Genomic DNA, 26,806 nt, shown 5'->3' with positions numbered 1-26,806 from the left:
TCTTCGAATCGATCAGGGATGCAGATGAATCGAAATGCAGTCCGTCCGCCGCGATGCCGCGGCTTTACGCTTGTCGAAACGCTGGCCGTGGTCGCGCTGCTGGCTGTCATCGCTGTGATGGCCACGCCGTCGTTCGTAGCGTGGTACGTACGCGACCAGGTCGACGCCCGCGCAAAGGCGCTTGCGTCGACGCTCGCTTATGCGCGCAGTGAGGCGTTACGCCGAGGCGCACGCGTCACCGTGTGCCGGATCGACGCCGCGCGGCATTGTCTTGCCGCGGGTCAGCCGTGCGGCAATGGCGTCGCTGACTGGTCGTGCGGCTGGGCCGTCCTGGCCGAACGAGGCGGCACGCTATCGCTATTGCGTGCGCAACCGCTGCTTGCGGCCGTGAGCATCGTCGGCACGCAGACGAATCTCACGTTTACGCCGCCGGCGGGGCAATTGATCGGCACCTTTCGCAGTTTTGATATCGCGCCGCGTGCGCCGTCCAGGGCGACGCAAGGGGACAAGTGGCGACGTTGCATTCGTATCGCGGCGGGCGGCCGCGCGCGCATTGTCGAGGGTGCATGCGGAGCGGCGTCATGAGCCGATATTCGCAGAGCCGGCACTCGCGCCGCAGCGAGTCGAAGTGTCGCGGCAGTTCATTGATCGAGGTCATGCTGGCGGTCGCGTTGATGGCGGTCACCGCACTAGGTTTGATCGCCGGTCAGTTGTGGACCGCACGCGAAGCCCGCGCGATGTCCATGCGCGAACATGCTGCCTGGATCGCGGATTCCGTCGCGGAAGCGATGAGCGCACCCTCCGCTGGCGACTCCGCAATCAGGCAATGGGGCGCACGGGCCACGGTACTCTTGCCGCATGGCGAAGCCTCGGTGGGAGACAACGGTGGTGTGTCGGCTGCTCGCGTGACATGGACATCACTACGCGACATGCCGCATTCCGACGATGTCATCGACAAGCCCGCGTCCTGCGGCGGAGCGGATCTTCCGGTTGGCTCTTCATGCGTGGCGCTGGCGTTTGCAAAATGATGCGGCGTTCGAATCCTGCTTACGGCCACACCCTGATCGAATTCGTAATCGCTATGGCGCTGGGGCTACTGGTGACTGCGGGTGCAGTCTCGCTCTATACGACGCAGCGGAGCGCGTTCGAGCACGCGAGCGATGCGATGCGGATTCGCGAGGCCGGTCTGACAGCGCTGACGCTGATTGGCCAGCAACTGCAAATGGCAGGCTTCGTGCCCGCGGACGTCGCACGATACAACAGTCCCGCGCCGATGTTCGGATGCTCGGGCGGCCGCCCGACCGGCGCGGACGATAGCCTCGCTTGCGAGACCTTGCCCAGCCACTCGGACGGTGTCGCGGTCCGCTACGTGGGCGACAACATCTCCACATGGCCATCGACCAGCGGACAAACGACCGACTGCCTCGGCCAGGCCGTGACTGGCAGCAACGCGGCACTCGGCGACCAGGGCGTGCTGGTCGTCAACCGGTACTTCGCGAGAGCAAGCGGTTCGACCGGCGAGCCGGAGCTTTACTGCGAGGGCAACGGCAAGACGGGGTCCGCTCAACCGCTGGTCGAAGGCGTCGAACGCTTGCGGATCAAGTACTGGTTGGCCGGCGGGTTGGCCGCAATCGACGCGTCGGCCGTGATGGCTGATCAATGGGCGAAGATCGTCGCCGTCGATCTCTGTGTTCTCGTGCGCGGCGCGCCACAGGGACAACAGCGTGCGCGCTATGTCGATTGCGACGGCGTGAGCGCTCTCGCCGCCGACTCGCGGCCGCGTCAGGCGTTCTCGCGGCGTGTGGCGATACGCAACCACGTGGAGGATTCGCTGTGACAAAACGACGAAGGGAAATGCAGCCGAGCTGCGCGGACGGGAAGTGCGTTAGATGCCACGATGACCCGGCAATCTTGTCAGGCCCAAGCCGAACGGGTCGCAATGTGTCACGCGCTCGCCAACGCGGCTTGGTCCTGCCGATCGTCCTGCTGATTTCAACAATGATGTTGGTCACTTCCGCAGCATGGTTCGAAACCTCGCTCGCAGCAGCGCGCGGCACGACCAACGTCCGCGACTATTTGCAGGCCTTTCACGCCGCGGATTCGGCGCTGAACTTATGCGCACGCAGTGTCATCGCGGCTGCAAGCGCGCAGTCCGGAGCGCCGACGCCGGTCGCAGCCGGTGAGCCGACACATTGGAAACTCGCAGCCGCATTCGAAGCAGGCGCCGTTACGCCGGTGGCGCAATGGCCCGGCTCGCTGCGCGCGCCGCAATGTCTGATCGAGGCCTGGCGTCTAGCCACTCGTGCCGATGCTCGGGCGTATTTATTGACTTCGCGCGGCTTCGGCCGCGTCAGCGAGTCGCAGGTATGGCTGCAAATGGAACTGGTGATCGACGGACAGAAAATCGAACGTCATTGGCGACGCGTTGCCGCCAGACCTTTTTGACGGAGGCGACATGAAGCCGCATGCATCCGCGTTCACGCTGCTCGAGTTGATGATTACGCTAGCGATCGCCGCTACGCTGGCCGTCTTTGCCGTGCCTTCGTATCGCAGCCATATTGCGCGAACTCATCGAATCGACGCGGCGTCCGCGCTCTATCGCGCGGCCCAATTCGTCGAAGGAGCGGCAAGCGACAGCGCGCCGACATTGCCCCCCGGCCTCGATCAGGCGCCGCAATTCGGCACGCCTGTCTATCGCCTGCATGTGCTGCCCGCGGACGATACGAACGGTGGCTATGCGATCGAGGCAACGCCGAACGAATCCGGCCCGATGCGCGACGACACATGCGGCATTTTCACGCTCGATGCGACAGGATTACGCGGCAACAAAAACGGGGCAAGCGGTTCGACGTCCCTTATCGGCGACTGCTGGAATACAAGCTAGCGAGTCGAGCCGAGGCGACACGGCCCGCAGCGTCTGCCCTCAGTAACCGCTGTCCGTGGATTCAGCCTTGTTGCCAGACGAGGCCGCCGAATCTCGCTTTATCTGCTGCCAGATCCGATAGCCTTCCCACCCGGCAAGCGCGAGACTGCCCCACTTCAAAACGGGTTTGGCGCCGGCCACGACCGTCGTACGTAGTGGCTTGGCGAGGAGGATCGAGACGATCGAGCTGATGAGTGGATACTGTTTGAGAAGGGCGCCGATGCTCCCCGCGTTGATAAAGCTCGCCTTCGAGCCCTTGCCGACGCGCATGCCACCGAAGCCCGGCAGGATAAATTTGAGCCAGCTGAAGTGCGTGACCGCCTGTCGCAACTCGATGGTCGCTTGAGCGAGTTCCATACGCTCGACATCCGCACGCACCAGCAGCAGCTCCTTGCGCAGTGCTCGCAAATGCGGTGCGCTCAGATCTTTGGCCTGGTGGCGCTTGTTACGGAATGCGGTGTCGGGATGGATCTGGCTCATGGCGTGTCGGCGGCAGTGAATGGTGGGGCGGTGGAACGGCGCTGCATTTCGCGCGAGCTTCTCAAGCAAGACGCAAGGCGCGAAGGGCACGCCGTTGCGCCTTCAAGGTCACGGTTTGCGGAACACGTCGCGGTCTTTTTCGAACTCGGCGAGGGTCGCTTCGAACACCATTGGAGCATTGCGCAAACCGCTGCGCGCTTTCAGCGCACAGGCTAGTCCCGCAATCGCATAGACCGCGGTGATGCCGGCGAGCGCCTGCCAGCGGTAAGTGTCCCAGAAGGCGATAGCGATCAGCGCGGTCAGCGCGATCAGCGCCATGGTGGCGAGCATCATGGCGGCAAGGCCGAGGAACAGCACGCCGAGCAAACGGTCCTTTTCTTCGGCGAGTTCGATGCCGACCAGTTCCAGCCGCGTTTGCAGAATGGCAAACACGGAACCGATTATGCGGCGTAACGGACTATGTTCTCCGCGCTGCGATTGTGTTTCGATCGTCATGGCTGTGGGCGTTGCGCGTGAAGGCCTAACCGGCGCGCGCGCGCGCCAGAAGAAGCGGACCGGCCAGGCGTGCGCCGGTCAACTCGATTTACTGGTGCGCCGGACGAGACACGCCCCGGCGGCATCGGCAGTGTTACTTGCGGTTGATCAACAGCCCAAGCAGCACACCGGCGCCTGCGGCGATGCCGATGGATGCCCACGGATGCTCGTGCACGTAGTCGTCGGTGGCGCGGGCTGCCTTCTTGCCTTTTTCGACCACCACGACCTGAACGTCGGCCGCCTTTTCCTTGGCTTGCTTCAGGCGCGTGAGCGCCGTTTCACGAAGTTCTGAAGCACGCTCGCCGGTGGCGCTCGCGGCCTGTTTCAGCAGATCTTCAGCGTCCGCGAGGACGGTTTTGATATCCGACATCAATCTCTCCTTGTTGATTTCCGACATTGACAGCTCCCCTTCGTCTCACGCCACGCGTGAATCGTAACCAAAGAAACGGCCGCTGGCGAGCGCAGGGCTCGGTTGGTTCCAACTTCGCACGAACCGTTCCCGGTTGAAGCATAGCCACAAACAACGCCACCGCCTGCACGACGTGCAGACAAGTTTGCCTAAGATGGAGTTGATCTGTCCCGCAAAGTTTCCACTAAATCGGTGAAAATTACAAAAACGCATAAAGTAGTGAAGCGATGTTCGTTCGTCATACACCGTCCCTCCCGTATGCTTTATCGTTGCGGAGCGCCGCGGGTAAATGGTCGCGCGGCAATGTCCAAACCCCTATAGGAGTTGCACAATGAGTCTACGTCTTGGCGATATCGCGCCGGATTTCGAACAGCAGTCGAGTGTCGGCCCGATCAAATTCCATGAATGGCTGGGCGATAGTTGGGGCGTGCTGTTTTCGCATCCCGCCGACTTCACGCCGGTCTGCACGACCGAACTCGGCTTGACCGCCAAGCTGGCCGACGAATTCGACAAGCGCAACGTGAAGACCATCGCGTTGTCGGTCGACAGCGCCGAGTCGCACAAAGAGTGGATCAAAGACATTAACGAGACTCAAGCCGCCAATGTCGGCTTCCCGATTCTCGCGGACGGCGATCGCAAGGTCGCCGAGTTGTACGACATGATCCACCCGAACGCGAACGAGACGCTCACGGTGCGCTCGCTGTTCGTGATCGACCCGAAGAAGAAGGTGCGCCTGATCATCACCTATCCGGCCAGCACCGGCCGCAACTTCGACGAAGTGCTGCGCGTGATCGATTCGCTGCAACTCACCGACAGCCACTCGGTTGCTACGCCCGGCAACTGGAAGCAGGGCGATGATGTGGTGATCGTCCCGTCGCTGAAGGACGAGGAAGTCATCAAGCAGAAATTTCCGAAGGGCTACAAGGCGCTGCGTCCGTATCTGCGCATGACGCCGCAGCCGAACAAGTAAGCGGCTGATGCGCCACGAAGCGGGCCGTTAGCGACGGCGCGCTGCGTCGAACGAAAAAAGCCGGTTCACATTGAACCGGCTTTTTTATCGAGCCGCGCGGGCTCCGACACAATCGCTATATCGCAAATGGTTGTAATCCGCGCTTCAGAAAACCTTCAGAAAAAAGCCTGAATGCCCGTTTGCGCGCGCCCGAGAATCAGCGCGTGAATGTCATGCGTGCCTTCGTAAGTGTTCACCACTTCCAGATTCACCAGATGCCGCGCGATGCCGAACTCGTCCGAGATGCCATTGCCGCCGAGCATGTCGCGTGCGAGCCGCGCAATGTCCAGCGCCTTGCCGCATGAATTGCGCTTCATGATCGAGGTGATTTCGACGGCGGCGGTGCCTTCGTCCTTCATGCGGCCGAGGCGCAGCACGCCTTGCAGGCCGAGCGTGATCTCGGTTTGCATGTCGGCGAGCTTCTTCTGGATCAGCTGGTTCGCGGCGAGCGGCCGGCCGAACTGCTTGCGGTCCAGCACGTACTGACGCGCCGTGTGCCAGCATGCTTCGGCCGCGCCGAGCGCGCCCCAGGCGATGCCGTAGCGCGCCGAGTTCAGACACGTGAACGGACCGCGCAAGCCGCTGACTTCCGGGAAGCGGTTCTCTTCCGGCACGAACACTTCGTCGAGCACGATCTCGCCGGTGATCGACGCGCGCAGGCCCACTTTGCTATGGATGGTCGGCGCCGACAGTCCTTTCCAGCCCTTCTCGAGAATGAAGCCGCGGATCGCGTCCTTGCCGTCTTCTTCGAGCTTCGCCCACACGACGAACACGTCGGCGATCGGCGAATTGGTGATCCACATTTTCGAGCCCGACAGCGAATAGCCGCCCTCGACCTTCTTGGCCCGCGTGACCATGCTGCCCGGATCGGAGCCGTGATTCGGTTCGGTCAGGCCGAAGCAGCCGATCCATTCGCCGGTGACGAGCTTCGGCAGGTATTTCTGCTTCTGCGCTTCCGAGCCGAACTCGTAGATCGGCACCATGACCAGCGACGACTGCACCGACATCATCGACCGGTAGCCGGAATCCACGCGCTCCACTTCACGCGCGATCAAGCCGTACGCCACGTAGTTCAGACCGGGGCCGCCGTATTGCTCAGGAATCGTCGGGCCGAGCAGGCCGAGTTCGCCCATCTCGCGAAAGATCTCGATGTCCGTCTTCTCGTGACGGAACGCTTCGAGCACGCGCGGCTGCAGCTTGTCCTGCGCGTAGGCCGCGGCGGCGTCGCGCACCATGCGTTCGTCTTCGGTGAGCTGCTGATCCAGCAGCAACGGGTCTTCCCAGTGAAACTGCGCGGCCTCGGCCATGGCTTATCTCCTGATTCCTTGCTTGACGGAAACGTGTTTGCGCTTGACTTAAGTTCCGCTATGCGAAACAATGTTTTGCAAACCACGTCCGAGTGTATCACCCCATGACGCCGACATCTACTCCCTCCGAACCGCTCGACGAGCGCAAATTCGTGGTCGCCCTCGCACGCGGACTGGATTTGTTGCGCGCGTTCAAGCCGGGCGAAACGATGCTCGGCAACCGCGATTTCGTCGAACGCACGGGTTTGCCGAAGGCGACCGTCAACCGTCTCGCCTACACGCTAACCGTGCTCGGCTATCTGCGGCTCGACGAAACCCTGGGTAAATACGCACTCGACGCGGGTGTGCTGTCGCTCGGTTTCGCGCTGCTCTCGGGCACGGACACGCTCGAACTCGCGCGCCCGCACATGCGCACCTTCGCGCGCGAGGTGGGGGCGGCGGTCTCGCTCGGTTGCCGCGACGGGCTCGACATGATTTATCTGGAGACGATCCGTAGCGAAACGGCGTTGACGCTTGGGCTGGCGTCCGGTTCGAAACTATCAATGCTGACAAGTTCGATGGGCCGCGCCTATCTGGCCGTGCAGCCGCTCGACGTGCGCGCCGCGTTACTGGCGGAATTGAGGAAGGCGGCGGGCAAGGACGGCGCCGAACTGGTCGCCGACGCCGAGCAGGAAATCGCCGCCTTTGCCGCGCAGCGCTGCTGCTATTCGTTCCGTGCGTGGCATGACGATGTCAATGCGGTCGCGGTGCCGTTTCGCGAGCCGCGCGAAGGGCGCTGGCTGGTGCTGAGTTGCAGCGGGCCGGCGTCGTCGATGGGAGACGATGTGTTTCGTGACAACGTCGCGCCGCGGCTGAAAGCGCTTGCGCGGCGTTTGGGCGATACGGTTTGAAGCGGGCGGCGCGTGTGCCAACGCGTCGATTCAACTACTCAAACCGCCCGATCGTGATAATGCGCATTGAACAACGGGCCTTGCACGAAGCGCACGTCGTACTGCTGCAACGCCTCGAACTGCGTTTCATCCATCACGCGGTTGAAGATCAGCGGAATCCGCAAGCGGCCCGCATAACCCACTAGCGGTTTAACCGTGGCATCGCGCAAAGCGGTCCCCGCATCCATCTTGATGAAGTCGAGGCGCGCAGTCTCCGACACCGACAGAATCTGCCCGGCATTGGACAAATTCCCCGCCACCTTGAACCCATAGTGCTGGTAGCTCTTGGTCAGATAGCCGAGAAACGTCTTGTGCGCGACCGCCGCAGCCGGCAACTCGATCACCACCCGCGACGGGTTCAATCCGAACGACAACAGCACGCTCGAAAAATGACGCCCGTGGTCGTACTTCACACTCTTGAGCAGCCGCTCGTGCACGCGCAGAAAGAGCAACCCATGCCGCTGCGCGCCGAAGAAATTGATGGCGTGCAGCGCGCGTGACATGCGGTCGAGCGCGACCAGTTCCTGATCGTCGGCGATACGGTCGAACGGATCGAACACGTCGAATGGCGCCGCCTCGACCCGGTGCGTGACGGCCTGAAAGCCGAGTTCATCGCCGAAACGGTCCACCCCCTCGACCCCCGACGACAGTGACTGCGCCAACGCATGCACGCTGATATCGAAGATCGGCTCATAGGCGCTGGCGAGTTCGACCCCGTCGAATTGCGCCAGCGCGACGTCGTGATGCAGGCCTTGACCCATTACCAGATGCTCGCCGAGAAACGGATGATCGGCGGCGCGGGCAATGAGGTTGGGGATGGTCGGCGGAATCATGTAGACGTATGGATGGCGATAGTGAGGCGCTCGGCGCGCAGCAACGCGACTCGATTGCCGCATCCACTGATGGTAGCAGTCTGCACCGCCGTCACATGAACAAATTGCTCATAACGTTATCCGTCGAACGCTTGTGCCGACTGGCTGTCCGGGATTCTTGGATGGTTTTTCAGGGTTTACGTTAATTTCACTAATCATAATTCATTTTACTATACGTAAATTGCGGTGCGACTGCGATGGCGAGATGACTTGTGCCGTGCGCGCGGCGCATGCGCCGCCCACTGGCGCTGTCCGGCCGTTTCAGCCGCGCCGCCACCATCGAATTAATCCAGTCAGCATCAGGAGACGACCCAATGAGCGCAAAACCGGCCGCGGCCGCCGCCAATGTGATCGAAGTCGAGCGCGTGCTCGGCGAAACGCATCACCCGGCATTCCAGTTGCTGCTGCTCGCGCTATGCGGGCTGTGCCTCGTGATCGACGGGTTCGACGCGCAGGCGATGGGCTACGTCGCGCCGAGCGTGATCGGCGAATGGCATGTCTCGAAGGCGGCGCTCGGTCCGGTGTTCAGCGCCAGCCTGTTCGGCATGCTGCTCGGCGCGCTCGGGCTGTCGGTGCTGGCTGACCGCATCGGCCGCCGTCCGGTGCTGATCGGTTCGACCTTCTTCTTCGCGCTGTCGATGCTGGCCACGCCCTTCGTCACCACGATCCCCGCGTTGATCGCACTGCGCTTCATCACCGGTCTCGGCCTCGGCTGCATCATGCCGAACGCGATGGCGCTGGTCGGCGAATTCTCGACCCCCGCGCATCGCGTCAAGCGCATGATGCTGGTGTCGTGCGGCTTCACGCTGGGGGCGGCGCTCGGCGGCTTCATCAGCGCCGCGCTGATTCCGGCTTATGGCTGGCGCGCGGTATTCTGGGTGGGCGGCGCGGTGCCGCTGCTGCTCGCGCTGGCGATGCTTGCAGCGTTGCCGGAATCGCTGCAATTTCTGGTTCTCAAGGGCCGCAGCGAGCGCGCGTTGCGCTGCCTCGCGAAATTCAACCCGGCGCTGCCGATCGACGCGAACACGCGGCTCGTCGTGCGTGAGAAGGGCAACGGCGGCGCGCCGGTCGCTGAATTGTTCCGGGCCGGCCGCGGCCCGGTAACCTTGATTCTGTGGGCGATCAGTTTCATGAACCTGATCGATCTGTACTTTCTGTCGAACTGGCTGCCTACCGTGATGCGCGACGCCGGCTATTCGCCGGGCACGGCCGTGATTGTCGGCACGGTGCTGCAAACAGGCGGCGTGGTCGGCACCTTGCTGCTAGGCTGGTTCATTGAACGGTTTGGTTTTGTGCGCGTGCTGTTCGTGTGTTTCGCGGGCGCGGCGCTGGCGGTCGGCACGATCGGCACGGTGGCGCATGCATTGCCCTGGCTGTTGCTCGTGGTGTTCGCGGGCGGCTTCTGCGTGGTCGGCGGACAACCGGCGGTCAACGCACTGGCCGGTCATTTCTATCCGACCACGCTGCGTTCGACCGGGATCGGCTGGAGCCTCGGCATTGGCCGGATCGGTTCGGTGATCGGACCACTGATCGGCGGTCAACTGATCGCGCTGAACTGGTCGAACGCCGCGCTGTTTCATGCGGCGGCCCTGCCGGTGCTGTGCTCCGCGCTGCTGGTGATCGCGCTGGCCGCCGCGACGCGCCAACGCGGCCAGCCGTCCGAGCCGCGGACCGCATGAGATGACGAGATCGAGTATCAACGGAGAACCTTGCATGGACACCCAAACACGCACGCCGAACACTGCCAGTTCGCGGCTCGAAATCGAGCCGGGCTATCAGTCGGGTTTCGCGAACGAATTCGCGACGGAGGCCTTGCCGGGCGCCTTGCCGGAAGGCCGCAATTCGCCGCAGCGCGCGGCGTATGGTCTGTACGCCGAACAACTGTCGGGCACGGCGTTCACCGCGCCGCGCGGCCACAATCGCCGCTCGTGGCTGTACCGGATTCATCCGGCGGCGGTGCACAAGCCGTTCACGCCGCTGCCTTCGGAGCGGCTCGTCGCCAACTTCGCGGAGGTGCCGCCGACGCCGCCCAACCAGTTGCGCTGGGACGCGTTGCCGATGCCGGCCGAGCCGACCGATTTCATCGACGGCTGGGTGACGATGGCGGGCAACGGCGCGGCCGAATCAATGAGCGGCTGTGCGATTCACCTGTACGCGGCAAACCGCTCGATGCAGGACCGTTTCTTCTATACCGCCGACGGCGAACTGCTGATCGTGCCGCAGGAAGGGCGCCTGCACATTGCGACCGAGCTCGGCAAGCTCGACGTCGAGCCGTTCGAGATCGCGGTGATTCCGCGCGGCGTGCGCTTCGCGGTGAGCCTGCCGGACGGCACGGCGCGCGGCTATATCTGCGAGAACTTCGGGGCGTTGCTGCGTCTGCCGGACCTCGGTCCGATCGGCTCGAACGGCCTCGCCAATCCGCGCGACTTCCTCACGCCGCACGCGGCCTATGAAGACCGTGAAGGCGACTTCGAACTCGTCGCCAAGATGAACGGCAATCTGTGGCGCGCGGATATCGGCCATTCGCCGCTCGACGTGGTGGCGTGGCACGGCAACTATGCGCCGTACAAGTACGATCTGCGCCGCTTCAACACCATCGGCTCGATCAGCTTCGATCATCCGGACCCGTCGATCTTCCTGGTGCTGCAATCGCAAAGCGACACGCCGGGCGTCGATTCGATCGACTTCGTGATCTTCCCGCCGCGCTGGCTCGCCGCCGAAGATACGTTCCGCCCGCCCTGGTTCCATCGCAACGTGGCGAGCGAGTTCATGGGCCTCGTGCACGGCGTGTATGACGCCAAGGCCGAGGGTTTCGTGCCGGGCGGCGCGAGTCTGCATAACTGCATGTCGGGTCATGGCCCGGACGCGGAAACGTTCGAGAAAGCCTCGCACGGCGATACGTCGACGCCGAAGAAAGTCGCCGACACGATGGCCTTCATGTTCGAAACGCGCACGCTGATCAAGCCCACGCGCTTCGCGCTCGAAACCGCGCAATTGCAGGCGCATTACTACGAGTGCTGGCAAGGTCTCAAGAAACACTTCAATCCGGAGCAACGATGAACGCACCGAGCGATCTTCAGGCGACGCTCGATCCGTCGCGCAAAAGCTGGGTCGAGTCAGCCAACGATTCGAGCAGCGATTTTTCGATTCAGAATCTGCCGTTCGGCGTCTTTAGCGACGCTCTGAATGCGACGTGCCGCGTGGGCGTCGCGATCGGCGACAGCATCGTCGACCTGGCCGCGCTCGAAAGCGCGGGTCTGCTGACGCTGCCTACGTCGGGTGCGGGCGACAGTGTATTCGTGCGCGACGCGTTGAACGATTTCATCGCGCTCGGCCGTGACGCGTGGCGCGGCGTGCGTATTCAGTTAAGCAAGCTGCTCTCGCGTGATAACGCGACGCTGCGTGAGGACGCCGAACTGCGCAGCCGCGCGCTGATCCGCCAGGCCGACGCGCAATTGCATCTGCCGGTGCAGATTCCCGGCTACACCGATTTTTATTCGTCGAAGGAGCACGCGACGAATGTCGGCTCCATGTTCCGTGATCCGAAGAATGCGCTGCTGCCGAACTGGTCGGAGATGCCGATCGGCTATAACGGACGCGCGTCGTCGGTGGTGGTGAGCGGCACGCCCGTGCGTCGTCCTAACGGGCAGTTGAAGCTGCCGGATCAGGAGCGTCCGGTGTTCGGCGCGTGCCGCAAGCTGGATATCGAACTGGAAACGGGCTTCGTGATCGGCGCGGGCAATGCCTTGGGTAAGCCGGTTGCGTGCGCGGATGCCGAAGCGCATATCTTCGGTATGGTGCTGCTGAACGACTGGAGCGCACGCGATATTCAGCAATGGGAATACGTGCCGCTCGGACCGTTCAACGCGAAGACCTTCGCGACGACGATCTCGCCGTGGATCGTGACGCTCGACGCGCTTGAACCGTTCCGCGTCGCGCAGCCGGCGCAGGAGCCCCAACCGCTCGCATACCTGCGGCACGACGGCGAGCATGCGTTCGATATCACGCTGGAAGTGAAGCTGCGTCCGCGGCAGGCGAAGCAGGCGAGCACGATTGCGCGAACCAACTTCAGGCATATGTACTGGACGATGGCGCAGCAGCTCGCGCATCACACGGTATCGGGCTGCAATACGCGCGTGGGCGACCTGATGGGCTCGGGCACGATCAGCGGGCCGACCGAAGATTCGTTCGGCAGCCTGCTGGAGTTGACGTGGAACGGCAAGAAGCCGCTGGAGTTGCAGGAAGGCGGCACACGCAGTTTCATCGAAGACGGCGACGAATTGACGCTGGCCGGCTGGTGTCAGGGTGAGGGTTATCGTGTGGGTTTCGGCGCATGCGTCGGGGAGATTTTGCCGGCGTTGAAGTAACGCTGTAATAGCGGACGACCCGCACGCAACGTGCATGACGAAAAACGGGGACGCCATTTATCGTGGCTTCCCCGTTTTGCTATTCATGGGTCATCATCATGCAGTGGCGCCGCGCCCAAGCGCCCAAGCGCCGAAACGCCGAAACGCTTAAACCAATGTCCGGCGATCAACCAACGACTCGCACCGGCGCACGCCGTCTCTCCCACCAGACCGCCACCAGAAACGCCAACGCCGCAACAAGCAGCACCCCGACCATCGCGTCATTCCCCACGCCCTTCATCAGCGCGCCCGCCACCAGCGGGCCGCCGAAACTCGCCGCGCTCCACGACGCGCCCACCAGCGAACTCGCCGACACTAGCGCGACGCCGCGAAAGCGCTCGCCGCAGGCAACCAGCGACAGCGTGTAAATCGCCCCTGCCGCCGCGCCGAGCACATACAGCAGAGGCCAACAGAGCCACGGCGAAGTCATCGCCCACGGCAGCAACGGCAGCAGCGCCACGACGATCACACCGCAACCGATATGTACGCGTTCGCGTCCAAGCCGGTCAGCCAGCCAGCCGATCGGGAATTGCATCGTCGTATCTCCGAGCAGCAGCGCCGACGCGAACAGCACGGCCACCTCACTCGTAATGCCGTGCGACATGGCGAAGAGCGGCAGCAGCGAGAGCGCGATCGTGTCGAACAACGCGAAGAACCCAGTGCCGATCACGAGCGCCGGCATCTGCGGCAAAACATGGCGCCAACTGCCGTGCGCCGCGTGCTCCTCCTCGGACGCTTGCGGCGTCTTGCGGATCGTGGCGAGCATCGGCAGCGCCAGCAGAAAGATCGCCCCGCAAATCAGGAAGCGCCACTGCGTGAAGCCGGCGATTTGACTCACCAGCACAGGACCGGCCATCTGGAACAGCGTGAAGTTGGTCGCGTAAATCGCGATCACGCGGCCGCGCGTGGCGTCGTCGGCCAATTGGTTGACCCACGCTTCGCCGATCGTGAAGAGGAGCATCAGCGCCGCGCCGCATAGTACGCGCAACACGGCCCACAGCCACAGGTTCGAGGTGAGTTGCATCAGCGCCGTGGCGAACGCCACTACCAGCACGGCGCTCACGATCACCTGGCGGCCACCGAAACGCGCCGCGATCCATCCCGCGAGCGGCACGATGACGAGCCCGCCGCCCGCTTGCGCGGCAGTCAGCAGGCCGACCACGTCGGTGCCGTAACCGGCTTGCGTGAGTGCGAGGGCAGTGAGGGGAAGCGTTGCGCCGCTGCCGAGTCCGACGACGGCGACGCTAAGGATCAAAGCGAGGAAATCGCGAGTGAAGATGACTTTCATCGGCCGAGATGCTACTACGGCCGCGAGTCATCCGCACCTGCGCGGGGTTTGACGCGAGCGAGCAGAAGGGCGGTTAGCCTGCCATCGCCATGCGTTGCGCGCGCCGGTCGATCGACACCGACCACAGTGTCAGCACCAGCGCGCCGATAGAAGTCGCCACGCCGACCCAGGGCAGCGTCGTGAGCGGTGCGCCCGCGCCGATCGCCATGCCGCCGAGCCAGGCGCCGGTCGCGTTGCCAAGGTTGAAGGCGCCCTGGTTCAAGGTCGAAGCCAGATTCGGCGCATGACTCGCGCGGTCGACGATCAGCATTTGCAGCGGCGGCACGATCGCGAAGGCCAGAATGCCCCACACGAAGATCGTGATCATCGCCGGGATCTCCGAATGCATCGTGCCGGCGAAGATGGTCAGAATCACGACGATGGCCAGCAGAAACGCCACCAGCGACGGCATCAGCCGCCAATCGGCGAGCTTGCCGCCGAGCGTGCTGCCCACCGTCAGGCCGAGGCCGAACAGCAGCAAGACGAGTGTGACCGCGTGCGGCGTGAAGCCGGTCACGTCTTCGAGAATCGGTGTGATGTACGTGAAGGTGGAAAAGAGGCTCGCCGACGCGAGCACGCTGATGCCGAGCACCATCAGCACTTGCGGGTTCTTCAGCACGCTGAATTCGTGGACGAGGCTGGCCTTCTGCATTTCGATCTTCGCGGGCAGGCACACGGCGAGCGCGGCCGCCGCGACGACGCCGATGCCCGTCACCGCCCAGAACGTGGCGCGCCAGCCCACCGCCTGGCCAAGCGCGGTGCCGAGCGGCACACCCAGCACGTTGGCGAGCGTGAGGCCCGTGAACATCAACGCGATGGCTTGCGCGCGGCGGTTCGGTGCAACAAGGCCTGCGGCGACCACCGAGCCGATGCCGAAAAACGCGCCATGGCAGAACGCGGTCACGATGCGCGCGGCCATCAGCACCGCGTAGCCCGGCGCCACCGCGCACAGCAGATTGCCGACGATGAACACGCCGATCAGGCTCATCAGCGCCTTCTTGCGCGGCATGTTGGCGACCGCGATTGCGACGATCGGCGCGCCGATTGTGACGCCGAGCGCGTACGCCGAGACCAGCATGCCGGCCGCCGGAATCGACACGGACAGATCGCGCGCGACATCGGGTAGCAGCCCCATGATCACGAATTCGGTGGTACCGATTCCAAACGCGGCAACGGCAAGGGCAAGCAGGGGCAAAGGCATGGTGAAGGAGCGTGAATCGGCGCGACGGGAAGCGTCGCGCGGCCGGCGCGCGTTTTCGGGGCGAAAACGCGTGCGCCGTACAGGGGTAAAACAGTAGGGGATTCTACCTAAGTCAAAACGGGCTTGCTGATCGTCGACACGGATGTTGTTTTTTGCTGAAAGTCGCTGTCAAACGCGAGCCTCGCTGCGTTTCTAGCGGCTGCCACCGTCGGGGCCGAGCGTTTTGCCGTGGCGGCCGGCACCACTGGCGAAATGCGCCGCGCCGGCCACACCTTCGTCGAAAACCGCTTGATAACCGCCGGCACCTTCACGGCGCAATGCTTCTGCGACATCGTCGAGCATGCTGTTTTCCAACACCGAACGGCGGTCGGCGAGTAGCGCCGCCTGTGGAAAGGCGGCCAGTTCGGCGGCCAGTTGTTCCGCCGCGGCGCGTACCGTGCCTTTTGGGACGACGCGATTGGCGAGACCGAAGCCGAGCGCTTCCTGCGCGCTCACCGCGCGGCCGGTCAGAATCAGGTCGAGCGCACGTGACAGGCCGATCAAGCGCGGCAAGCGGATCGTGCCGCCGTCGATCAGCGGAATCCCGACGCGCCGGCAGAACACGCCAAGCACCGCGTCGTCTTCGACGACTCGCAGATCGCACAGGGCCGCCAGTTCCAAACCACCCGCCACCGCATAACCGGCAATCGCGGCGACCACGGGCTTGCTGAAGCTCATGCGCGTCGGTCCCATCGGGCCCGGACCGCTGCCGTCGGCATGCAATTCGTTGCGACGGGTGTCGTCGGCGAGGGCGGTCAGGTCCGCGCCCGCGCAGAAGGTGCCGCCCGCGCCGAACAGCACCGCCGCGCGCCAAGCCGGCTCCGCTTCGAAGCGGGCGAACGCGGCGCTGAGCGCGTCAGCGACAGGACGGTCGACGGCATTTCGACGCGCAGGGCGCTCAAGGATGATCGTCGCCACGCCGATATCCTGATTAGCTTCGATGCGCACGTGGTCATTGAAATTTTGCGTGGTTATCATCGTTGTCACCGTAGAAGTCATCAGCGTCTGCCCGCTGGGTGCGGGGTTGTGAGCAGTGTGCTCATGCAGAGTAATTAATACCGTGGTCTGTCATGCTTCTTACACAATCGGCTCGTAGCGTAAGCGCTCTTTTAATGCGCTGGCGTCTTTTCGCCGGCTTAACGAGCCTGCCTTTGCCCTTGTCCAATTCATCGTCAGCCGCCGCGCCGGCTTGTGCCGAGACGGTCTGGACCGTGCCTCTGCAAGAGCATCCATGGTACGACCACGTGCGCCTGAAACGCGTCTTCGTCACGGACGGCACGCGGCATCAGGTTGTCCTCGTCGACGTGCGCAAGCTGCTCGCTTGCGCCGATCGCGACAATACCGATTACGTGCTGAAGCCGGTCGCCGAATGGCACTCGGGCAAGGTGCGCGGCATTCGCGAGTTTCTCGATCCAGAGAACCCGCGGGTTCCGCAGATGCCGTACGTGACCATCTCGACGCGTCGCGCGCCGGGTCTGCTGGGCTGGTTCGGATTGGAGCGCGAAGGCGTGGTGGCGTTTCGCAACGGCCAGCATCGCGCGCGCTATCTGGCCGATGCGGGCGCGCGCTGGTTTCCGGTGGAAGTGCACGAGCGTGAGGCGACGTTGCTGCGCGAACTCTGCGGCGCCGCGGACGACGCGCGCACCGTGGTCCGCGCGACGCCGCTGAACACCGGCGGCGGCACCTAAGCGGGCGCGCGCACCACGTTGCGCGGCGTGCCGGCCTGCCACGCCACGACGTTATCGAGCGTGGTCTGGGCGATCTCGTTCATCGCCTCGCGCGTGAAGAACGCCTGATGCGCGGTGACGATCACGTTCGGGAACATCAACAGACGCGCGAGCACATCGTCCTGCAAGGGCAGGTTCGAGTGATCCTCGAAGAACAGGCCGCCTTCTTCCTCGTACACGTCGAGCCCGAGGTGGCCGAGCTGGCCATCTTTCAGGGCGCCGATCAGCGCATTGCTTTCGACGAGGCCGCCACGGCCCGTGTTGATCAGCATCGCGCCGCGCTTCATCTTGGCGAGCGCGGGGCCGTCGATCAAATGGTACGTGTCCGGCACCAGCGGACAATGCAGGCTGACCACGTCGGATTCGGCGAGCAAAGTGTCGAGCGGCACGTAGCGGGCGCTGAGCGCGAGCAGATCGTCGGCGGGCTTGCCGGGATCGTACGCGAGCACCTGCATGCCGAAGCCCGCCATGATGCGCCCGAATACGCGGCCGATCATGCCCGTGCCGACCACGCCCACGGTCTTGCCATGCAGATCGAAGCCGAGCAGTCCGTGCAGCGAAAAGTCGCCTTCACGAGTGCGTGCGGCGGCGCGCGGCAGGCGCCGGTTCAGCGCCAGAATCAAGCCGACTGCATGTTCGGCGACCGCGTGCGGCGAGTAAGCCGGCACCCGCGCGACCGTGATGCCGAGACGCTCGGCCGCGGCCAGATCGACATGATTGAAGCCCGCCGAGCGCAACGCGATCATGCGCGTGCCGCCGGCATGAAGCCGCTCCAATACCGCTGCGTTAACGTTGTCGTTGACGAACGGGCATACCACTTCGTAGCCCTGAGCGAGAATGGCCGTCTCGCTGTCGAGGTGCGACTCCTGGAAGTGCAGTTCATAGCGATGCGTGGCATTGGCTTCGGTGAACGTGTCGCTGTCGTATTGGCGGCTGCTGAACAGGATCATGCGCATGTCGGGCTCCGAAGAATACGTGCGGTGCTAACGAAGCGGCCTGATGGCGCGGCAGGCGAACGGTCCAGTATAGGGTAAGCCTCACGGACCAGGTGCTTGCAATCCATTCGCCTTTGCTAAAGATCATTTTTTGCGAAGATAGGCGGACGCGAGTTAAAAATAATATTGACAGCCCTGCGGAATTACAATATCAATTAAAAAAGGCAGTTCGAAAAGGCATGTTCACTCATGCTGTAATAATTGGCCATCAGCAGACGATGTCTTTTCAAGGCATTAGGCAACTTCGCGAGGAAAGAGTGACAGTCGAGCTATCGAATGACTATTTCAATACCCGCCGCTGCAGCGCGGCAAATCATCCCGGGCGCAACTCGCGTCATCCCCTTGCCATAAATTAAGTTTTCACTCATTCGCTATGCCGATTGAGTAATGCGTGCGTCAAACTGGGGACCGAATAAATCTATTCGAGTTTCTCGAACGATTTTTCGGTTTCCTGCCAATAAACCCGTTAATCGGCGAGCCAACATGATCGGTGAATTGCTGAGGTCTCAACCGGAGATCGCGCTGTTCGCAAGCCTTGCAATCGGATATTTCATTGGTTCGTTCCGCGTCGGGCCCATTCAGCTCGGCGGCGTGTGCGGCACGTTGATCGTTGCGTTGTTGTTGGGCCAGACGGGCGCGCGCATCGCCCCCGATCTGAAGAACATCGCGTTCGCGCTGTTCATCTTCGCGCTGGGCTTTACCGGCGGGCCGCAGTTCTTCGCCAACATCGGCCGCGGCTGGCGCTACGGGTTGCTGTCAGTGGTCGAGATCGTGTCGGTGCTGGTGCTGATCATGATCGCGGTGGCCGTCATGCGGCTCGATGCCGGTACCGCGGCCGGTCTGCTGGCCGGCGCGGCGACGGAGTCGGCCGTGATCGGCACGGCGTCCGAGGCGATTGCCAAGCTCGGCTTCGGCGACGCGGAAACGGTCCGCCTGCAGGCCAATATCGTGACCGCGTACAGCGTGAGCTACCTGTTCGGCCTGATCACCATCGTGCTCTTTACGAGCCAGTTCGCACCGCTGCTATTGCGCGTCAATCTGCGCGACGAAGCCGAGCGCGTGTGGCGCAAGCTCGGCGGCGACGGCGCATTCGGCGAGGGACAGCACGCGGCCGCGCCGGCGCTGGTGGGCCGCGCATTTCTCGTCGGCACGGCGGCTGGCGCGACGATTCGGGCGTTCGAACAGCAGTACGGCTTCAATTTGACGGTCGAGCGCGTGCGGCGCAATGGCCTGGACGTACCGGCCGAACCGCAACTGACGCTCGCACCTGGCGACGTCATTCTCGTGGCGGGGCGACGTGAAGCCATAGTGGCGGCCGCTGCCGCGCTTGGTGACGAAGTGAGTGGCACCGACTTCGGCCTCGTGATCGCCGAGAAGCTCGACGTGGTGCTGACGCGCCGCGACCTGCACGGCCGGACCATCGCGCAGGTGCGCGAACAGGCGACGCCGGAAAACGGACGCGGCGTCTACATCGCGGCGGTCACGCGGCTCGAGAGCACGGTGCCGGCGCTGCCAGGCACCGAACTGAATCGCGGCGACGTGCTGACGCTGGTGGGCACGAAAACCGATGTGGAGCGCGGCGCGAAGCGGCTGGGCTACGCGCTCGTCGCGACGCAGAAGACCGACTTCGTCTATCTGGGTGTGGGCGTGCTGGTCGGCATGGCGATCGGCCATCTCGGCGGACGGGTGGGCGGCGTGTCGGTTGCGCTCGGTACGGGCGGCGGTTGTTTGCTGTCGGGGCTGCTATTCGGCTGGATCCGTTCGCGTTATCCGCTGGTCGGTTCGCTGCCTTCGGCGGCCGCGCAGATCCTCAAGGACTTTGGTCTCGCCACTTTCATCGCGGCAGTGGGTTTGTCGGCGGGACCGGACGCCATCAAGCTGGTGCGTGAATACGGTCTCGCGTTGCCGGTGGCCGGGATTCTGATGGTGCTCGTGCCGGGTCTGCTGTCGCTATGGATCGGCCGCATGTTCCTCAAGCTCGAGGCGCCCATGCTGCTCGGCGCGATTGCCGGCCAGCAATGCAGCACGCCCGCGATCAGCGCGCTGGTGGGCGTCACCGGCAACTCCACTCCCGTGATCGGCTACACGATCACTTATGCACTCTCGAACATTCTGTTGCCGCTGATGGGGCCGGTGGTTGTCGGCCTCGCCGGGAAATTCCATTAGGCGGCAGATGTGCCGGACGTGGCGCGCCATGCCACGTTCGGTCGATGCGGCAGGCGGCAGGCGGCATGTGGCGCGCGACACGATTGCGCCTCGCATGCGCGGGCCGCACCCAGTACTCAGTATCGCAAACTATCCAGCGAGGGCACGATGGACTGGCTACATCACATCTTTCAGAAATCACCCGAGATCGCGCTGTTTCTATCGCTCGCAGCCGGCTACTTCATCGGGCAGATCAACTTCGGCAAGTTTCAGTTGGGCGGCGTGGGCGGGTCGCTGCTGGCCGCGGTCGTCATCAGTCAGGCGGGCGTGACCATCGACAACGGTGTGAAGTCGGTGATGTTCGCCGTCTTCATCTACGCCGTCGGCTACGACTCCGGTCCGGGCTTCTTCAATTCGCTGAACCGCAAGACGCTGCGTGAGATCGCGATGGCCGTCTTCCTGGCGGTCACCGCACTGATCACCGTGGTGGTGTGCGCGAAGCTGTTCCACCTGAACAAGGGCCTCGCCGCCGGGCTCGCGGGCGGCGCGCTGACGCAGTCGGCGATTATCGGCACGGCGGGCGACGCGATCGCGCGTCTCGGCCTGCCTGCCGATCAGGTCAAGTCGCTGCAATCAGACGTGGCGATTGCCTACGCGGTGACCTACGTGTTCGGCTCGCTGGGCGCGATCATCGTGTGCGTGAACATTCTGCCCAAGTTCATGGGGCAGAGTTTGCGCGACGCCTCGATCCAGGCGGAACGCGAGCTGTCCTCCGGTGCGCCGTCCATCGCGCCGGGACAGCTTTCCGCGTTGCCCGAGATGGTCGGCCGAGCATACAAGATCGATGTCAGCGCCGGGAAAACGGTGAAGGCCGTCGAGACGCAACATCAGGACATGCTGACGATCGAGCGGATCAAGCGTGACGGGCAGCAACTCGATCCAACGCCCGATCTGGTGTTGAAGCCCGATGACGTGGTGCTGGTTGTTGGCCGCCGCGAGGCTGTGGTCGCATTCGGTGCGAGCGGCGGCGAAGTTGCCGCAGTCGAAGACATCGGCGTGGTTATGCAAACGCGTGAAGCCGTGTTCACACGCAAAGGCATGAACCACACAACGATCGCCGCCGCGCGGGAAGTGCTGGATCGTGATATGCGCCACGGCGTTTACATCCAGGGCATATTGCGCGCCGGCCAGCCGCTGCCGATCTTGCCGGAGACCAAGCTGGAACACGGCGACGTGATCACCTTCTACGGTTCGCCGAAAGACACCAAGCGCGCCGTCGACGCAGCCGGCTACGAGCTGCCGTACAGCATCAAGACCGACTTCATCTATATGGGCGTCGGCATCGTGCTGGGCTTGCTGATCGGACTGATCGTCATCGACGTGGGCGGCATTCCGCTTACGCTCGGTTCGGGCGGCGGCTGTCTGTTGGCCGGGCTGCTGTTCGGCTGGATGCGCGGCAAGCATCCGATGTACGGCGTGATGCCGACGGCGGCCTCGCAGTTGCTGAAGGACTTCGGCCTCGCGGCTTTCGTCGCGGTGGTCGGGCTGAACTCCGGCTTGCAGGCCGTGGTCACCGTCAAGCAGAGCGGCATGACGATCTTCCTGCTCGGCGTGTTCGTCACGTTGTTTCCGCTGCTGCTCACCATGCTGTTCGGCCGCTACGTGCTGAAGTACAACAACGCGGCCATCCTGGCCGGCGCGCTGACCGGCTCACGCAGCGCGAATCCGGCATTCGGCGGCGTGCTCGACAAGGCGGAAAGCGCCGTGCCGACCGTGCCGTTCGCGATTACGTACGCCATCGCGAACGTCGCGTTGACGCTGCTCGGCCCGCTCGTGGTCGGGCTCGTCTAGCGCGGGCGTCTATCGATCTCTTACGCCGGCGCTTATCGGGCGATCATCCGCCACGCCGGCGTCTTTCACTTGGCTCAGGAGAACGCATCATGGCAAAAGAGAAGGGCGACAAGAAACACTCAGATATGGCACAAGCAGGTATGGCCGCGCTCAGCCCGTTCGAGCTGAAGGACGAATTGATCAAGGCCGCCGGCGGCGGCGCCGTGGAGCGGCCCGCCAACGCATCGATGCTCAACGCCGGCCGCGGCAATCCGAATTTTCTCGCGACGATTCCGCGCCACGGCTTCTGGCAACTCGGCCTCTTTGCGATGCGCGAATCGGAGCGCTCGTTCGCCTACATGCCGGAAGGCGTGGGCGGCTTTCCGCGACGCGACGGCCTCGAAGAGCGCTTCGATCTGTTCCTGCGCGAAAACAAGGGCGTGGCGGGCATCGACTTCCTGCGCGGCGCGGTGTCTTACGTGCGCGACCAGTTGGGATATTCGGCCGGCGACTTCCTGTATGAAATGTGCGAGGGCATTCTCGCTTCGAACTACCCGGTGCCCGACCGCATGCTCAAACTGTCCGAGTTGATCGTCGGTCAGTATCTGCGGCGCGAGATGATCGGCGACCATCCGTTCGTCGGCGAATTCGACGTGTTCGCGGTGGAAGGCGGCACGGCGGCAATGACGTACATCTTCAACACGATGCGCGAGAACCACCTGATCAAGGCCGGCGACACGATCGCGCTCGGCATGCCGATCTTCACGCCGTACATCGAGATTCCGCGCCTGAACGACTACCAGTTGAACGTCGTGAATCTCGAAGCCGACGTGGCCAACGGCTGGCAGTATTCGAAGAAGGAACTCGACAAGCTGCGCGATCCGAAGGTGAAGGCGTTCTTCCTGGTGAACCCTAGCAATCCGCCTTCGGTGAAGATCGACGACGAGAGCCTTCAGTACATTGCCGACATCGTCAAGGAACGGCCCGATCTGATCCTGCTGACCGATGACGTGTACGGCACGTTTGCCGATAACTTTGTGTCGCTGTTCGCGCTCGCGCCCAAGAACACCATTCTCGTGTACTCGTACTCGAAGTACTTCGGCGCGACCGGCTGGCGTCTCGGTACGATCGCGACGCATCGCGACAACGTGCTCGACAGGTTGATCGCCGAACTGCCGAAGGACGCGAAGAAGCAGTTGCACGAGCGTTACGAGTCGATCACGACGGAGCCGGACAAGCTCAAGTTCATCGACCGCCTGGTGGCCGACAGCCGCACCGTCGCGCTGAATCACACGGCGGGCCTGTCGACGCCGCAGCAGGTACAGATGGTGCTGTTTTCGCTGTTCTCGCTGATGGACACGCCGGACGCGTACAAGAACGCGTTGAAGCGGCTGATTCGCAAGCGCAAGCAGGCGCTCTATGAAGAGGTCGGCATTTCGTTCGAGGACGACGATCCGAATCAGGTCGACTACTACACCATTCTCGACATCGAATTCCTCGGCGAGCGGATGTTCGGGCGCGAGTTCGTCGAGTGGCTACTGAAGAACACGCAGCCTTCCGAGTTGTTGTTCCGTCTCGCGCGCGAAGCGCGGGTGGTGCTGCTGCCGGGCCGCGGCTTCGGCACTCAGCATCCGTCGGGGCGCGTCTCGCTGGCCAATCTGAACGAGTCCGACTACCGGCAGATCGGCCGCGCCCTGCGCAAGCTGATCGAAGATTATGTCGAGCGTTTCAATGCGTCCACGGGCAAGAAGCTTGATAAGACCAAGGTGAAGTGACGGGATTGTCCGCCGTGTTGTGCGGTCAAGCATAGTCAAAAAACTTGCGCAATCGCGCGGATCGGTGAATGATCGAACAGGCGGCCTCGCCAGCGTCAATGCTGGCGGGGCCGTTTGCTCCTTTGCGTCCTGACATTCACGTACCGATCATCATGCCGACTTCATCATTCACATCCGCATCTTCCGCAGTGCCCTGTCCGGTTGTCGAGTCGCTCGACGCCATTCTTCCCGAAGAGCCGCTCCTGATGATGGGCGCCGGCCCCGTGCCGATTCCCGCGGCGGTGGCCAAGGCCAACGCGATCGTGATCAATCATCTGGGTGGCACGATGGTGAAGGTGATTGGGCAGGTTAAGTCGATGGCGCGCTATGTGTTCCAGACGAATTCGAAATGGGTGCTGGGCGTGGCCGGGCCTGGATCGGCCGCGATGGAGATGGCGATCTCGAACCTCGCGTGGGAAGGCACGCGTGTGCTGTCCATCAAGAACGGTTTCTTCAGCGAACGGATGGCGGAGATGGGCCGGCGCGTCGGCGCGCGGGTGAGCACGCTCGATGTTGCCGACCGCTCGGTGGCGAGTCTCGAAGAGATTGCCGAGGCGATTCGACGCGAGCGTCCGGAGATCGTGACGGTGGTGCAGGGCGAGACGTCGAATACGGTGTGGAATTATCACCTGAAGGAGATTGCCGCGTTGGCGAAAGCCGCGGGCGCGTTGGTGATCGTCGATGCGGTTTGCACCTTGAGTACGATGCCTTTGGAGATGGATGCCTGGGGGATCGATGCCGTTATTACGGGTGGGCAGAAGGGGTTGTCGTCGATTCCCGGTGTGTCGTTGATCGCGTTTTCGGATGCGGCGTGGGAGCGCGTGAAAGGGCGCACGGCGCCGAATGCGCATTGGTGCCTGGATGCGACGCTTGCGGAGAATTTTTGGCACAACGCGGGGTATCACTATACGGCGCCTGTTTCTGGCGTTTTGGCTTTACACGAAGCTTTGCGGCTTGTTTGTGCCGAGACGCTGGAGAAACGGTTTGCGCGGCATTTGAAGTGTTCGTTGGCGCTGCAGGATGGGGTCGCGGCGATGGGGCTGCGGTTGTATACGCCTGACGCTTGTCGGTTGAATTCTGTTGTTGGCATCGAGGTGCCCGAAGGGTTCAGTCCGGCAGATGTGTGCTCGCATATTTCGCGGATGCATCAGGTGGAGATTTCAGGGTCTTTTGGATTGCCTATCGTTCGCGTGGGACAGATGGGAGAGCAGTGTCGGGAACATAACCTCTTTCGCACTGTGCACGCGCTTGGGAGGACTATGGTGGATCTGGGTGTCAAGGTTGATTTGCCGGCGGGGGTCGCAGCTTTGGAGAGGGGGTTGTCGGGGGGGAGGTAGGTTCTTCTTTGCTTGCTCGGCGCGCTCAAGCCCATCCTCGGCGCGTGCCTTCTGCGTATCCGGCGCTATCTGGACAACCTCAATCGGGTGCTTGCAGTGGTCCGCCACCCAGAAAAAAGCGAAGCCCCATTTCCATCTTGCGCACAAACTCGCTTGATGGGATGGGGCTTAAGTTGAGAGCATTGCCCCGCAGAGGGGCAACGCTAATAGACCACCGTGAACTCAAGGAAAGGCCAAAACTCCAGTACCACAACGCACCCAGACTCAAAGCGCCGCAGGCAAATTATTCACCTTGGCATTGCGCAAATAGAGCAAAGTAGAAAGCCCCACACCCGCGGCAGCGGCAACAGCCGCAAAAAGAAACACCGACCCATACCCAAACTCGCCGGCAATATACCCAGCCAACGGCCCGGTAATCCCGAGAGAAAGATCCAGAAACACGGAATAAGCCGACAAAGCCGCCCCCCGACTGGCCGGCGGCACGAGCCCAACAGCCTCGACCCCGAGAGCCGGAAACACCAAAGCAAACCCAAACCCGGTCAAAGCTGCCCCAGCCAGCGCAATGTGCGGTTCAGGCGCCAACCACAACATCAACAACCCGGCGCATTCAAACGAAAACGAGGCAATCGCGACGCGAAATCCACCGTAGGTCTTGATCGTATTGGCAAACAACAACCGGGCCCCGATGAACAGCGTCCCGAACACCGTCAACGACAACGCCGCATTGGGCCAATGCTTAGCCGCATAAAACAGCGTGATGAAAGTAGCAATCGACCCAAACCCGGCCGAGCCAAGCGCCAACCCGATCCCATGCGGCAGCACCCGCGTGAACACGCTGCGATACGACATGCGCTCGCCATGCACGATCGGCACCGGCGCCATCGGACGAGCCAGATAAAAACCAAGCGCCGCCAGCAGAATGACCAGAATTCCCAACGCGGCAAACCCGACCGTATGCTCGATCGCCACGCCCAGCGGCGCACCGACTGCCAGCGCGCCGTAGGTGGCGATGCCATTCCAAGAAATCACTCGCGCATTGTTGCTCGTGCCCACCCGGCCGATACCCCACAGAATCGCCCCCGTGCCGCACAGGCTCTCACCGAACCCCAGCACGAGACGGCTGCAGACCAGGAGGCCGAGGCTCAGCACTGGCCAGCGTCCGCACAGCACAGCCAGCAACAACAGAACCCCGCTTGCGCCACAACCCAGCAAACCGATCGACACGGTCCGCTTCGGCCCCAACGTATCCGCAGAACGGCCGGCCAGCGGCCGCGACGCCAACGTCGCCAGGTATTGCACGCTGATCGCCGCACCCGCCAGCACGGCGCTGTAACCCAGGTCGTCGTGGACGTAGCCCGGCAGTACCGCCAGCGGAATTCCGATCGTCAGATAGCAAAGAAACGTGAAAAAGACGACCGGAATGATCTGCATGGTCGTCGCAAATTCGCTGCGAGGTGTCGCTGAGTCGGTGGACATGGGGAAAACGAGACTTGAAATCGGCGGGAAGGCGTGATTTTCCCAT

25 protein-coding genes are annotated in these 26,806 nt (G+C 63.0%); 15 read left to right on the top strand and 10 right to left on the bottom strand.

Going from position 1 to position 26,806, the window contains the following annotated elements; translation table 11 throughout:
• Window positions 1–24 precede the first annotated feature (24 nt).
• The 5 genes from P0D96_RS23180 to P0D96_RS23160 are packed head-to-tail and all read left to right on the top strand — an operon-like array spanning window position 25 to window position 2,884.
• Complete coding sequence (locus P0D96_RS23180; protein ID WP_408178849.1) at window positions 25–585, top strand: GspH/FimT family pseudopilin; 561 nt, start codon at window positions 25–27, stop codon at window positions 583–585.
• The gene (locus P0D96_RS23175) at window positions 582–1,028 is read left to right on the top strand and encodes a type IV pilus modification PilV family protein (RefSeq protein WP_408178848.1); all 447 of its coding nucleotides are present in this window, start codon (window positions 582–584) and stop codon (window positions 1,026–1,028) included. The genes P0D96_RS23180 and P0D96_RS23175 overlap by 4 nt, the downstream gene beginning before the upstream one ends.
• Window positions 1,025–1,837: a PilW family protein gene (locus P0D96_RS23170; RefSeq protein WP_408178847.1), complete on the top strand. Its 813-nt coding sequence runs from the start codon at window positions 1,025–1,027 to the stop codon at window positions 1,835–1,837. The genes P0D96_RS23175 and P0D96_RS23170 overlap by 4 nt, the downstream gene beginning before the upstream one ends.
• Window positions 1,834–2,445 (top strand): pilus assembly PilX family protein, encoded by a 612-nt coding sequence (locus tag P0D96_RS23165; RefSeq protein ID WP_408178846.1) that lies wholly within the window; start codon window positions 1,834–1,836, stop codon window positions 2,443–2,445. The genes P0D96_RS23170 and P0D96_RS23165 overlap by 4 nt, the downstream gene beginning before the upstream one ends.
• 10 nt (window positions 2,446–2,455) lie before the next feature.
• The gene (locus P0D96_RS23160) at window positions 2,456–2,884 is read left to right on the top strand and encodes a type IV pilin protein (RefSeq protein ID WP_408315476.1); all 429 of its coding nucleotides are present in this window, start codon (window positions 2,456–2,458) and stop codon (window positions 2,882–2,884) included.
• A 39-nt stretch (window positions 2,885–2,923) separates the two neighbouring features.
• On the opposite strand, the gene P0D96_RS23155 is transcribed toward P0D96_RS23160, so the two are convergent.
• The 3 genes from P0D96_RS23155 to P0D96_RS23145 form a co-directional block, all read right to left on the bottom strand.
• Window positions 2,924–3,403 (bottom strand): DUF3318 domain-containing protein, encoded by a 480-nt coding sequence (locus tag P0D96_RS23155; protein WP_408178887.1) that lies wholly within the window; start codon window positions 3,401–3,403, stop codon window positions 2,924–2,926.
• 108 nt (window positions 3,404–3,511) lie between these two features.
• Complete coding sequence (locus P0D96_RS23150; RefSeq protein WP_132375968.1) at window positions 3,512–3,898, bottom strand: phage holin family protein; 387 nt, start codon at window positions 3,896–3,898, stop codon at window positions 3,512–3,514.
• 133 nt (window positions 3,899–4,031) lie between these two features.
• Window positions 4,032–4,334, bottom strand: a complete 303-nt coding sequence (locus tag P0D96_RS23145) for an ElaB/YgaM/YqjD family protein (protein ID WP_007179108.1) — start codon at window positions 4,332–4,334, stop codon at window positions 4,032–4,034.
• Between the two features lie 343 nt (window positions 4,335–4,677).
• On the opposite strand from P0D96_RS23145, the gene P0D96_RS23140 reads away from it, so the two are divergent.
• Window positions 4,678–5,316, top strand: coding sequence for a peroxiredoxin (locus tag P0D96_RS23140; RefSeq protein WP_116119029.1), 639 nt, complete (start codon window positions 4,678–4,680; stop codon window positions 5,314–5,316).
• 155 nt (window positions 5,317–5,471) lie between these two features.
• Here the strand turns inward: P0D96_RS23140 and P0D96_RS23135 are convergent, their stop codons facing one another.
• Window positions 5,472–6,662 carry an acyl-CoA dehydrogenase gene (locus P0D96_RS23135; protein ID WP_132375967.1) on the bottom strand — a complete coding sequence of 397 codons (1,191 nt, stop codon included), beginning with the start codon at window positions 6,660–6,662 and terminating at the stop codon, window positions 5,472–5,474.
• Between the two features lie 104 nt (window positions 6,663–6,766).
• On the opposite strand from P0D96_RS23135, the gene P0D96_RS23130 reads away from it, so the two are divergent.
• Window positions 6,767–7,552 (top strand): IclR family transcriptional regulator, encoded by a 786-nt coding sequence (locus tag P0D96_RS23130; RefSeq protein WP_408315473.1) that lies wholly within the window; start codon window positions 6,767–6,769, stop codon window positions 7,550–7,552.
• 38 nt (window positions 7,553–7,590) lie between these two features.
• Here the strand turns inward: P0D96_RS23130 and P0D96_RS23125 are convergent, their stop codons facing one another.
• Window positions 7,591–8,424, bottom strand: a complete 834-nt coding sequence (locus P0D96_RS23125; protein WP_132375965.1) for an EAL domain-containing protein — start codon at window positions 8,422–8,424, stop codon at window positions 7,591–7,593.
• Between the two features lie 353 nt (window positions 8,425–8,777).
• Here P0D96_RS23125 and P0D96_RS23120 point away from each other — a divergent pair, with 353 nt between their 5' ends.
• From P0D96_RS23120 to fahA, 3 genes are read left to right on the top strand one after another with little or no spacing between them, the layout of a single operon-like run.
• On the top strand, window positions 8,778–10,142 hold the full coding sequence (locus P0D96_RS23120) for an MFS transporter (protein WP_408315471.1): 1,365 nt from the start codon (window positions 8,778–8,780) through the stop codon (window positions 10,140–10,142).
• 34 nt (window positions 10,143–10,176) lie between these two features.
• Entirely contained in the window at window positions 10,177–11,523 is a 1,347-nt protein-coding gene (hmgA, locus tag P0D96_RS23115; RefSeq protein WP_408283354.1) for a homogentisate 1,2-dioxygenase, read from the top strand.
• Window positions 11,520–12,830 (top strand): fumarylacetoacetase, encoded by a 1,311-nt coding sequence (gene fahA / locus P0D96_RS23110; protein WP_408315469.1) that lies wholly within the window; start codon window positions 11,520–11,522, stop codon window positions 12,828–12,830. The genes hmgA and fahA overlap by 4 nt, the downstream gene beginning before the upstream one ends.
• 166 nt (window positions 12,831–12,996) lie before the next feature.
• Here fahA and P0D96_RS23105 read toward each other — a convergent pair whose 3' ends face one another.
• The 3 genes from P0D96_RS23105 to P0D96_RS23095 form a co-directional block, all read right to left on the bottom strand.
• Window positions 12,997–14,157 (bottom strand): MFS transporter, encoded by a 1,161-nt coding sequence (locus P0D96_RS23105; protein WP_408283348.1) that lies wholly within the window; start codon window positions 14,155–14,157, stop codon window positions 12,997–12,999.
• Between the two features lie 73 nt (window positions 14,158–14,230).
• On the bottom strand, window positions 14,231–15,397 hold the full coding sequence (locus P0D96_RS23100) for an MFS transporter (RefSeq protein ID WP_408178839.1): 1,167 nt from the start codon (window positions 15,395–15,397) through the stop codon (window positions 14,231–14,233).
• Between the two features lie 192 nt (window positions 15,398–15,589).
• Entirely contained in the window at window positions 15,590–16,414 is an 825-nt protein-coding gene (locus P0D96_RS23095) for a crotonase/enoyl-CoA hydratase family protein (RefSeq protein WP_408178838.1), read from the bottom strand.
• Between the two features lie 92 nt (window positions 16,415–16,506).
• Here P0D96_RS23095 and P0D96_RS23090 point away from each other — a divergent pair, with 92 nt between their 5' ends.
• Window positions 16,507–17,124 (top strand): plasmid fertility inhibition factor family protein, encoded by a 618-nt coding sequence (locus tag P0D96_RS23090; RefSeq protein ID WP_408178836.1) that lies wholly within the window; start codon window positions 16,507–16,509, stop codon window positions 17,122–17,124.
• Here P0D96_RS23090 and P0D96_RS23085 read toward each other — a convergent pair.
• On the bottom strand, window positions 17,121–18,119 hold the full coding sequence (locus P0D96_RS23085) for a 2-hydroxyacid dehydrogenase (RefSeq protein WP_408315467.1): 999 nt from the start codon (window positions 18,117–18,119) through the stop codon (window positions 17,121–17,123). The two genes, P0D96_RS23090 and P0D96_RS23085, sit on opposite strands and share 4 nt — an antisense overlap.
• 522 nt (window positions 18,120–18,641) lie before the next feature.
• Here P0D96_RS23085 and aspT (P0D96_RS23080) point away from each other — a divergent pair.
• From aspT (P0D96_RS23080) to P0D96_RS23065, 4 genes are all read left to right on the top strand, one after another.
• A complete protein-coding gene (gene aspT / locus P0D96_RS23080; RefSeq protein WP_408315465.1) occupies window positions 18,642–20,324 on the top strand; it encodes an aspartate-alanine antiporter in 1,683 nt (560 codons plus the stop codon).
• A 147-nt stretch (window positions 20,325–20,471) separates the two neighbouring features.
• Window positions 20,472–22,154: an aspartate-alanine antiporter gene (gene aspT, locus P0D96_RS23075; protein WP_408315463.1), complete on the top strand. Its 1,683-nt coding sequence runs from the start codon at window positions 20,472–20,474 to the stop codon at window positions 22,152–22,154.
• Window positions 22,155–22,243: 89 nt separating this feature from the next.
• Window positions 22,244–23,908, top strand: a complete 1,665-nt coding sequence (locus tag P0D96_RS23070) for a bifunctional aspartate transaminase/aspartate 4-decarboxylase (protein WP_408283338.1) — start codon at window positions 22,244–22,246, stop codon at window positions 23,906–23,908.
• 152 nt (window positions 23,909–24,060) lie between these two features.
• Window positions 24,061–25,284: a pyridoxal-phosphate-dependent aminotransferase family protein gene (locus P0D96_RS23065; RefSeq protein WP_408178886.1), complete on the top strand. Its 1,224-nt coding sequence runs from the start codon at window positions 24,061–24,063 to the stop codon at window positions 25,282–25,284.
• Between the two features lie 264 nt (window positions 25,285–25,548).
• On the opposite strand, the gene P0D96_RS23060 is transcribed toward P0D96_RS23065, so the two are convergent.
• Window positions 25,549–26,760, bottom strand: coding sequence for an MFS transporter (locus P0D96_RS23060; RefSeq protein ID WP_132375953.1), 1,212 nt, complete (start codon window positions 26,758–26,760; stop codon window positions 25,549–25,551).
• Between the last annotated feature and the right edge of the window lie 46 nt (window positions 26,761–26,806).

Origin of the sequence: Paraburkholderia sp. RL17-347-BIC-D (assembly GCF_046027915.1) — a bacterium.
GTDB lineage: Bacteria > Pseudomonadota > Gammaproteobacteria > Burkholderiales > Burkholderiaceae > Paraburkholderia.
This window is presented reverse-complemented; position numbering and strand designations above follow the sequence as displayed.

Excerpts from the sequence above, each read along its gene's own strand:
- P0D96_RS23160 (WP_408315476.1), top strand. The coding sequence starts at position 2,456 with ATGAAGCCGCATGCATCCGCGTTCACGCTGCTCGAGTTGATGATTACG.
- P0D96_RS23130 (WP_408315473.1), top strand. The coding sequence starts at position 6,767 with ATGACGCCGACATCTACTCCCTCCGAACCGCTCGACGAGCGCAAATTC.
- P0D96_RS23105 (WP_408283348.1), bottom strand. The coding sequence starts at position 14,157 with ATGAAAGTCATCTTCACTCGCGATTTCCTCGCTTTGATCCTTAGCGTC.
- hmgA (WP_408283354.1), top strand. The coding sequence starts at position 10,177 with ATGGACACCCAAACACGCACGCCGAACACTGCCAGTTCGCGGCTCGAA.
- P0D96_RS23140 (WP_116119029.1), top strand. The coding sequence starts at position 4,678 with ATGAGTCTACGTCTTGGCGATATCGCGCCGGATTTCGAACAGCAGTCG.
- aspT (WP_408315465.1), top strand. The coding sequence starts at position 18,642 with ATGATCGGTGAATTGCTGAGGTCTCAACCGGAGATCGCGCTGTTCGCA.
- P0D96_RS23135 (WP_132375967.1), bottom strand. The coding sequence starts at position 6,662 with ATGGCCGAGGCCGCGCAGTTTCACTGGGAAGACCCGTTGCTGCTGGAT.
- P0D96_RS23180 (WP_408178849.1), top strand. The coding sequence starts at position 25 with ATGAATCGAAATGCAGTCCGTCCGCCGCGATGCCGCGGCTTTACGCTT.
- fahA (WP_408315469.1), top strand. The coding sequence starts at position 11,520 with ATGAACGCACCGAGCGATCTTCAGGCGACGCTCGATCCGTCGCGCAAA.
- P0D96_RS23150 (WP_132375968.1), bottom strand. The coding sequence starts at position 3,898 with ATGACGATCGAAACACAATCGCAGCGCGGAGAACATAGTCCGTTACGC.
- P0D96_RS23155 (WP_408178887.1), bottom strand. The coding sequence starts at position 3,403 with ATGAGCCAGATCCATCCCGACACCGCATTCCGTAACAAGCGCCACCAG.
- P0D96_RS23090 (WP_408178836.1), top strand. The coding sequence starts at position 16,507 with ATGCTTCTTACACAATCGGCTCGTAGCGTAAGCGCTCTTTTAATGCGC.
- P0D96_RS23170 (WP_408178847.1), top strand. The coding sequence starts at position 1,025 with ATGATGCGGCGTTCGAATCCTGCTTACGGCCACACCCTGATCGAATTC.
- P0D96_RS23085 (WP_408315467.1), bottom strand. The coding sequence starts at position 18,119 with ATGCGCATGATCCTGTTCAGCAGCCGCCAATACGACAGCGACACGTTC.
- P0D96_RS23095 (WP_408178838.1), bottom strand. The coding sequence starts at position 16,414 with ATGATAACCACGCAAAATTTCAATGACCACGTGCGCATCGAAGCTAAT.
- P0D96_RS23060 (WP_132375953.1), bottom strand. The coding sequence starts at position 26,760 with ATGTCCACCGACTCAGCGACACCTCGCAGCGAATTTGCGACGACCATG.
- P0D96_RS23065 (WP_408178886.1), top strand. The coding sequence starts at position 24,061 with ATGCCGACTTCATCATTCACATCCGCATCTTCCGCAGTGCCCTGTCCG.
- P0D96_RS23145 (WP_007179108.1), bottom strand. The coding sequence starts at position 4,334 with ATGTCGGAAATCAACAAGGAGAGATTGATGTCGGATATCAAAACCGTC.
- P0D96_RS23070 (WP_408283338.1), top strand. The coding sequence starts at position 22,244 with ATGGCAAAAGAGAAGGGCGACAAGAAACACTCAGATATGGCACAAGCA.
- P0D96_RS23120 (WP_408315471.1), top strand. The coding sequence starts at position 8,778 with ATGAGCGCAAAACCGGCCGCGGCCGCCGCCAATGTGATCGAAGTCGAG.
- aspT (WP_408315463.1), top strand. The coding sequence starts at position 20,472 with ATGGACTGGCTACATCACATCTTTCAGAAATCACCCGAGATCGCGCTG.
- P0D96_RS23100 (WP_408178839.1), bottom strand. The coding sequence starts at position 15,397 with ATGCCTTTGCCCCTGCTTGCCCTTGCCGTTGCCGCGTTTGGAATCGGT.
- P0D96_RS23125 (WP_132375965.1), bottom strand. The coding sequence starts at position 8,424 with ATGATTCCGCCGACCATCCCCAACCTCATTGCCCGCGCCGCCGATCAT.
- P0D96_RS23175 (WP_408178848.1), top strand. The coding sequence starts at position 582 with ATGAGCCGATATTCGCAGAGCCGGCACTCGCGCCGCAGCGAGTCGAAG.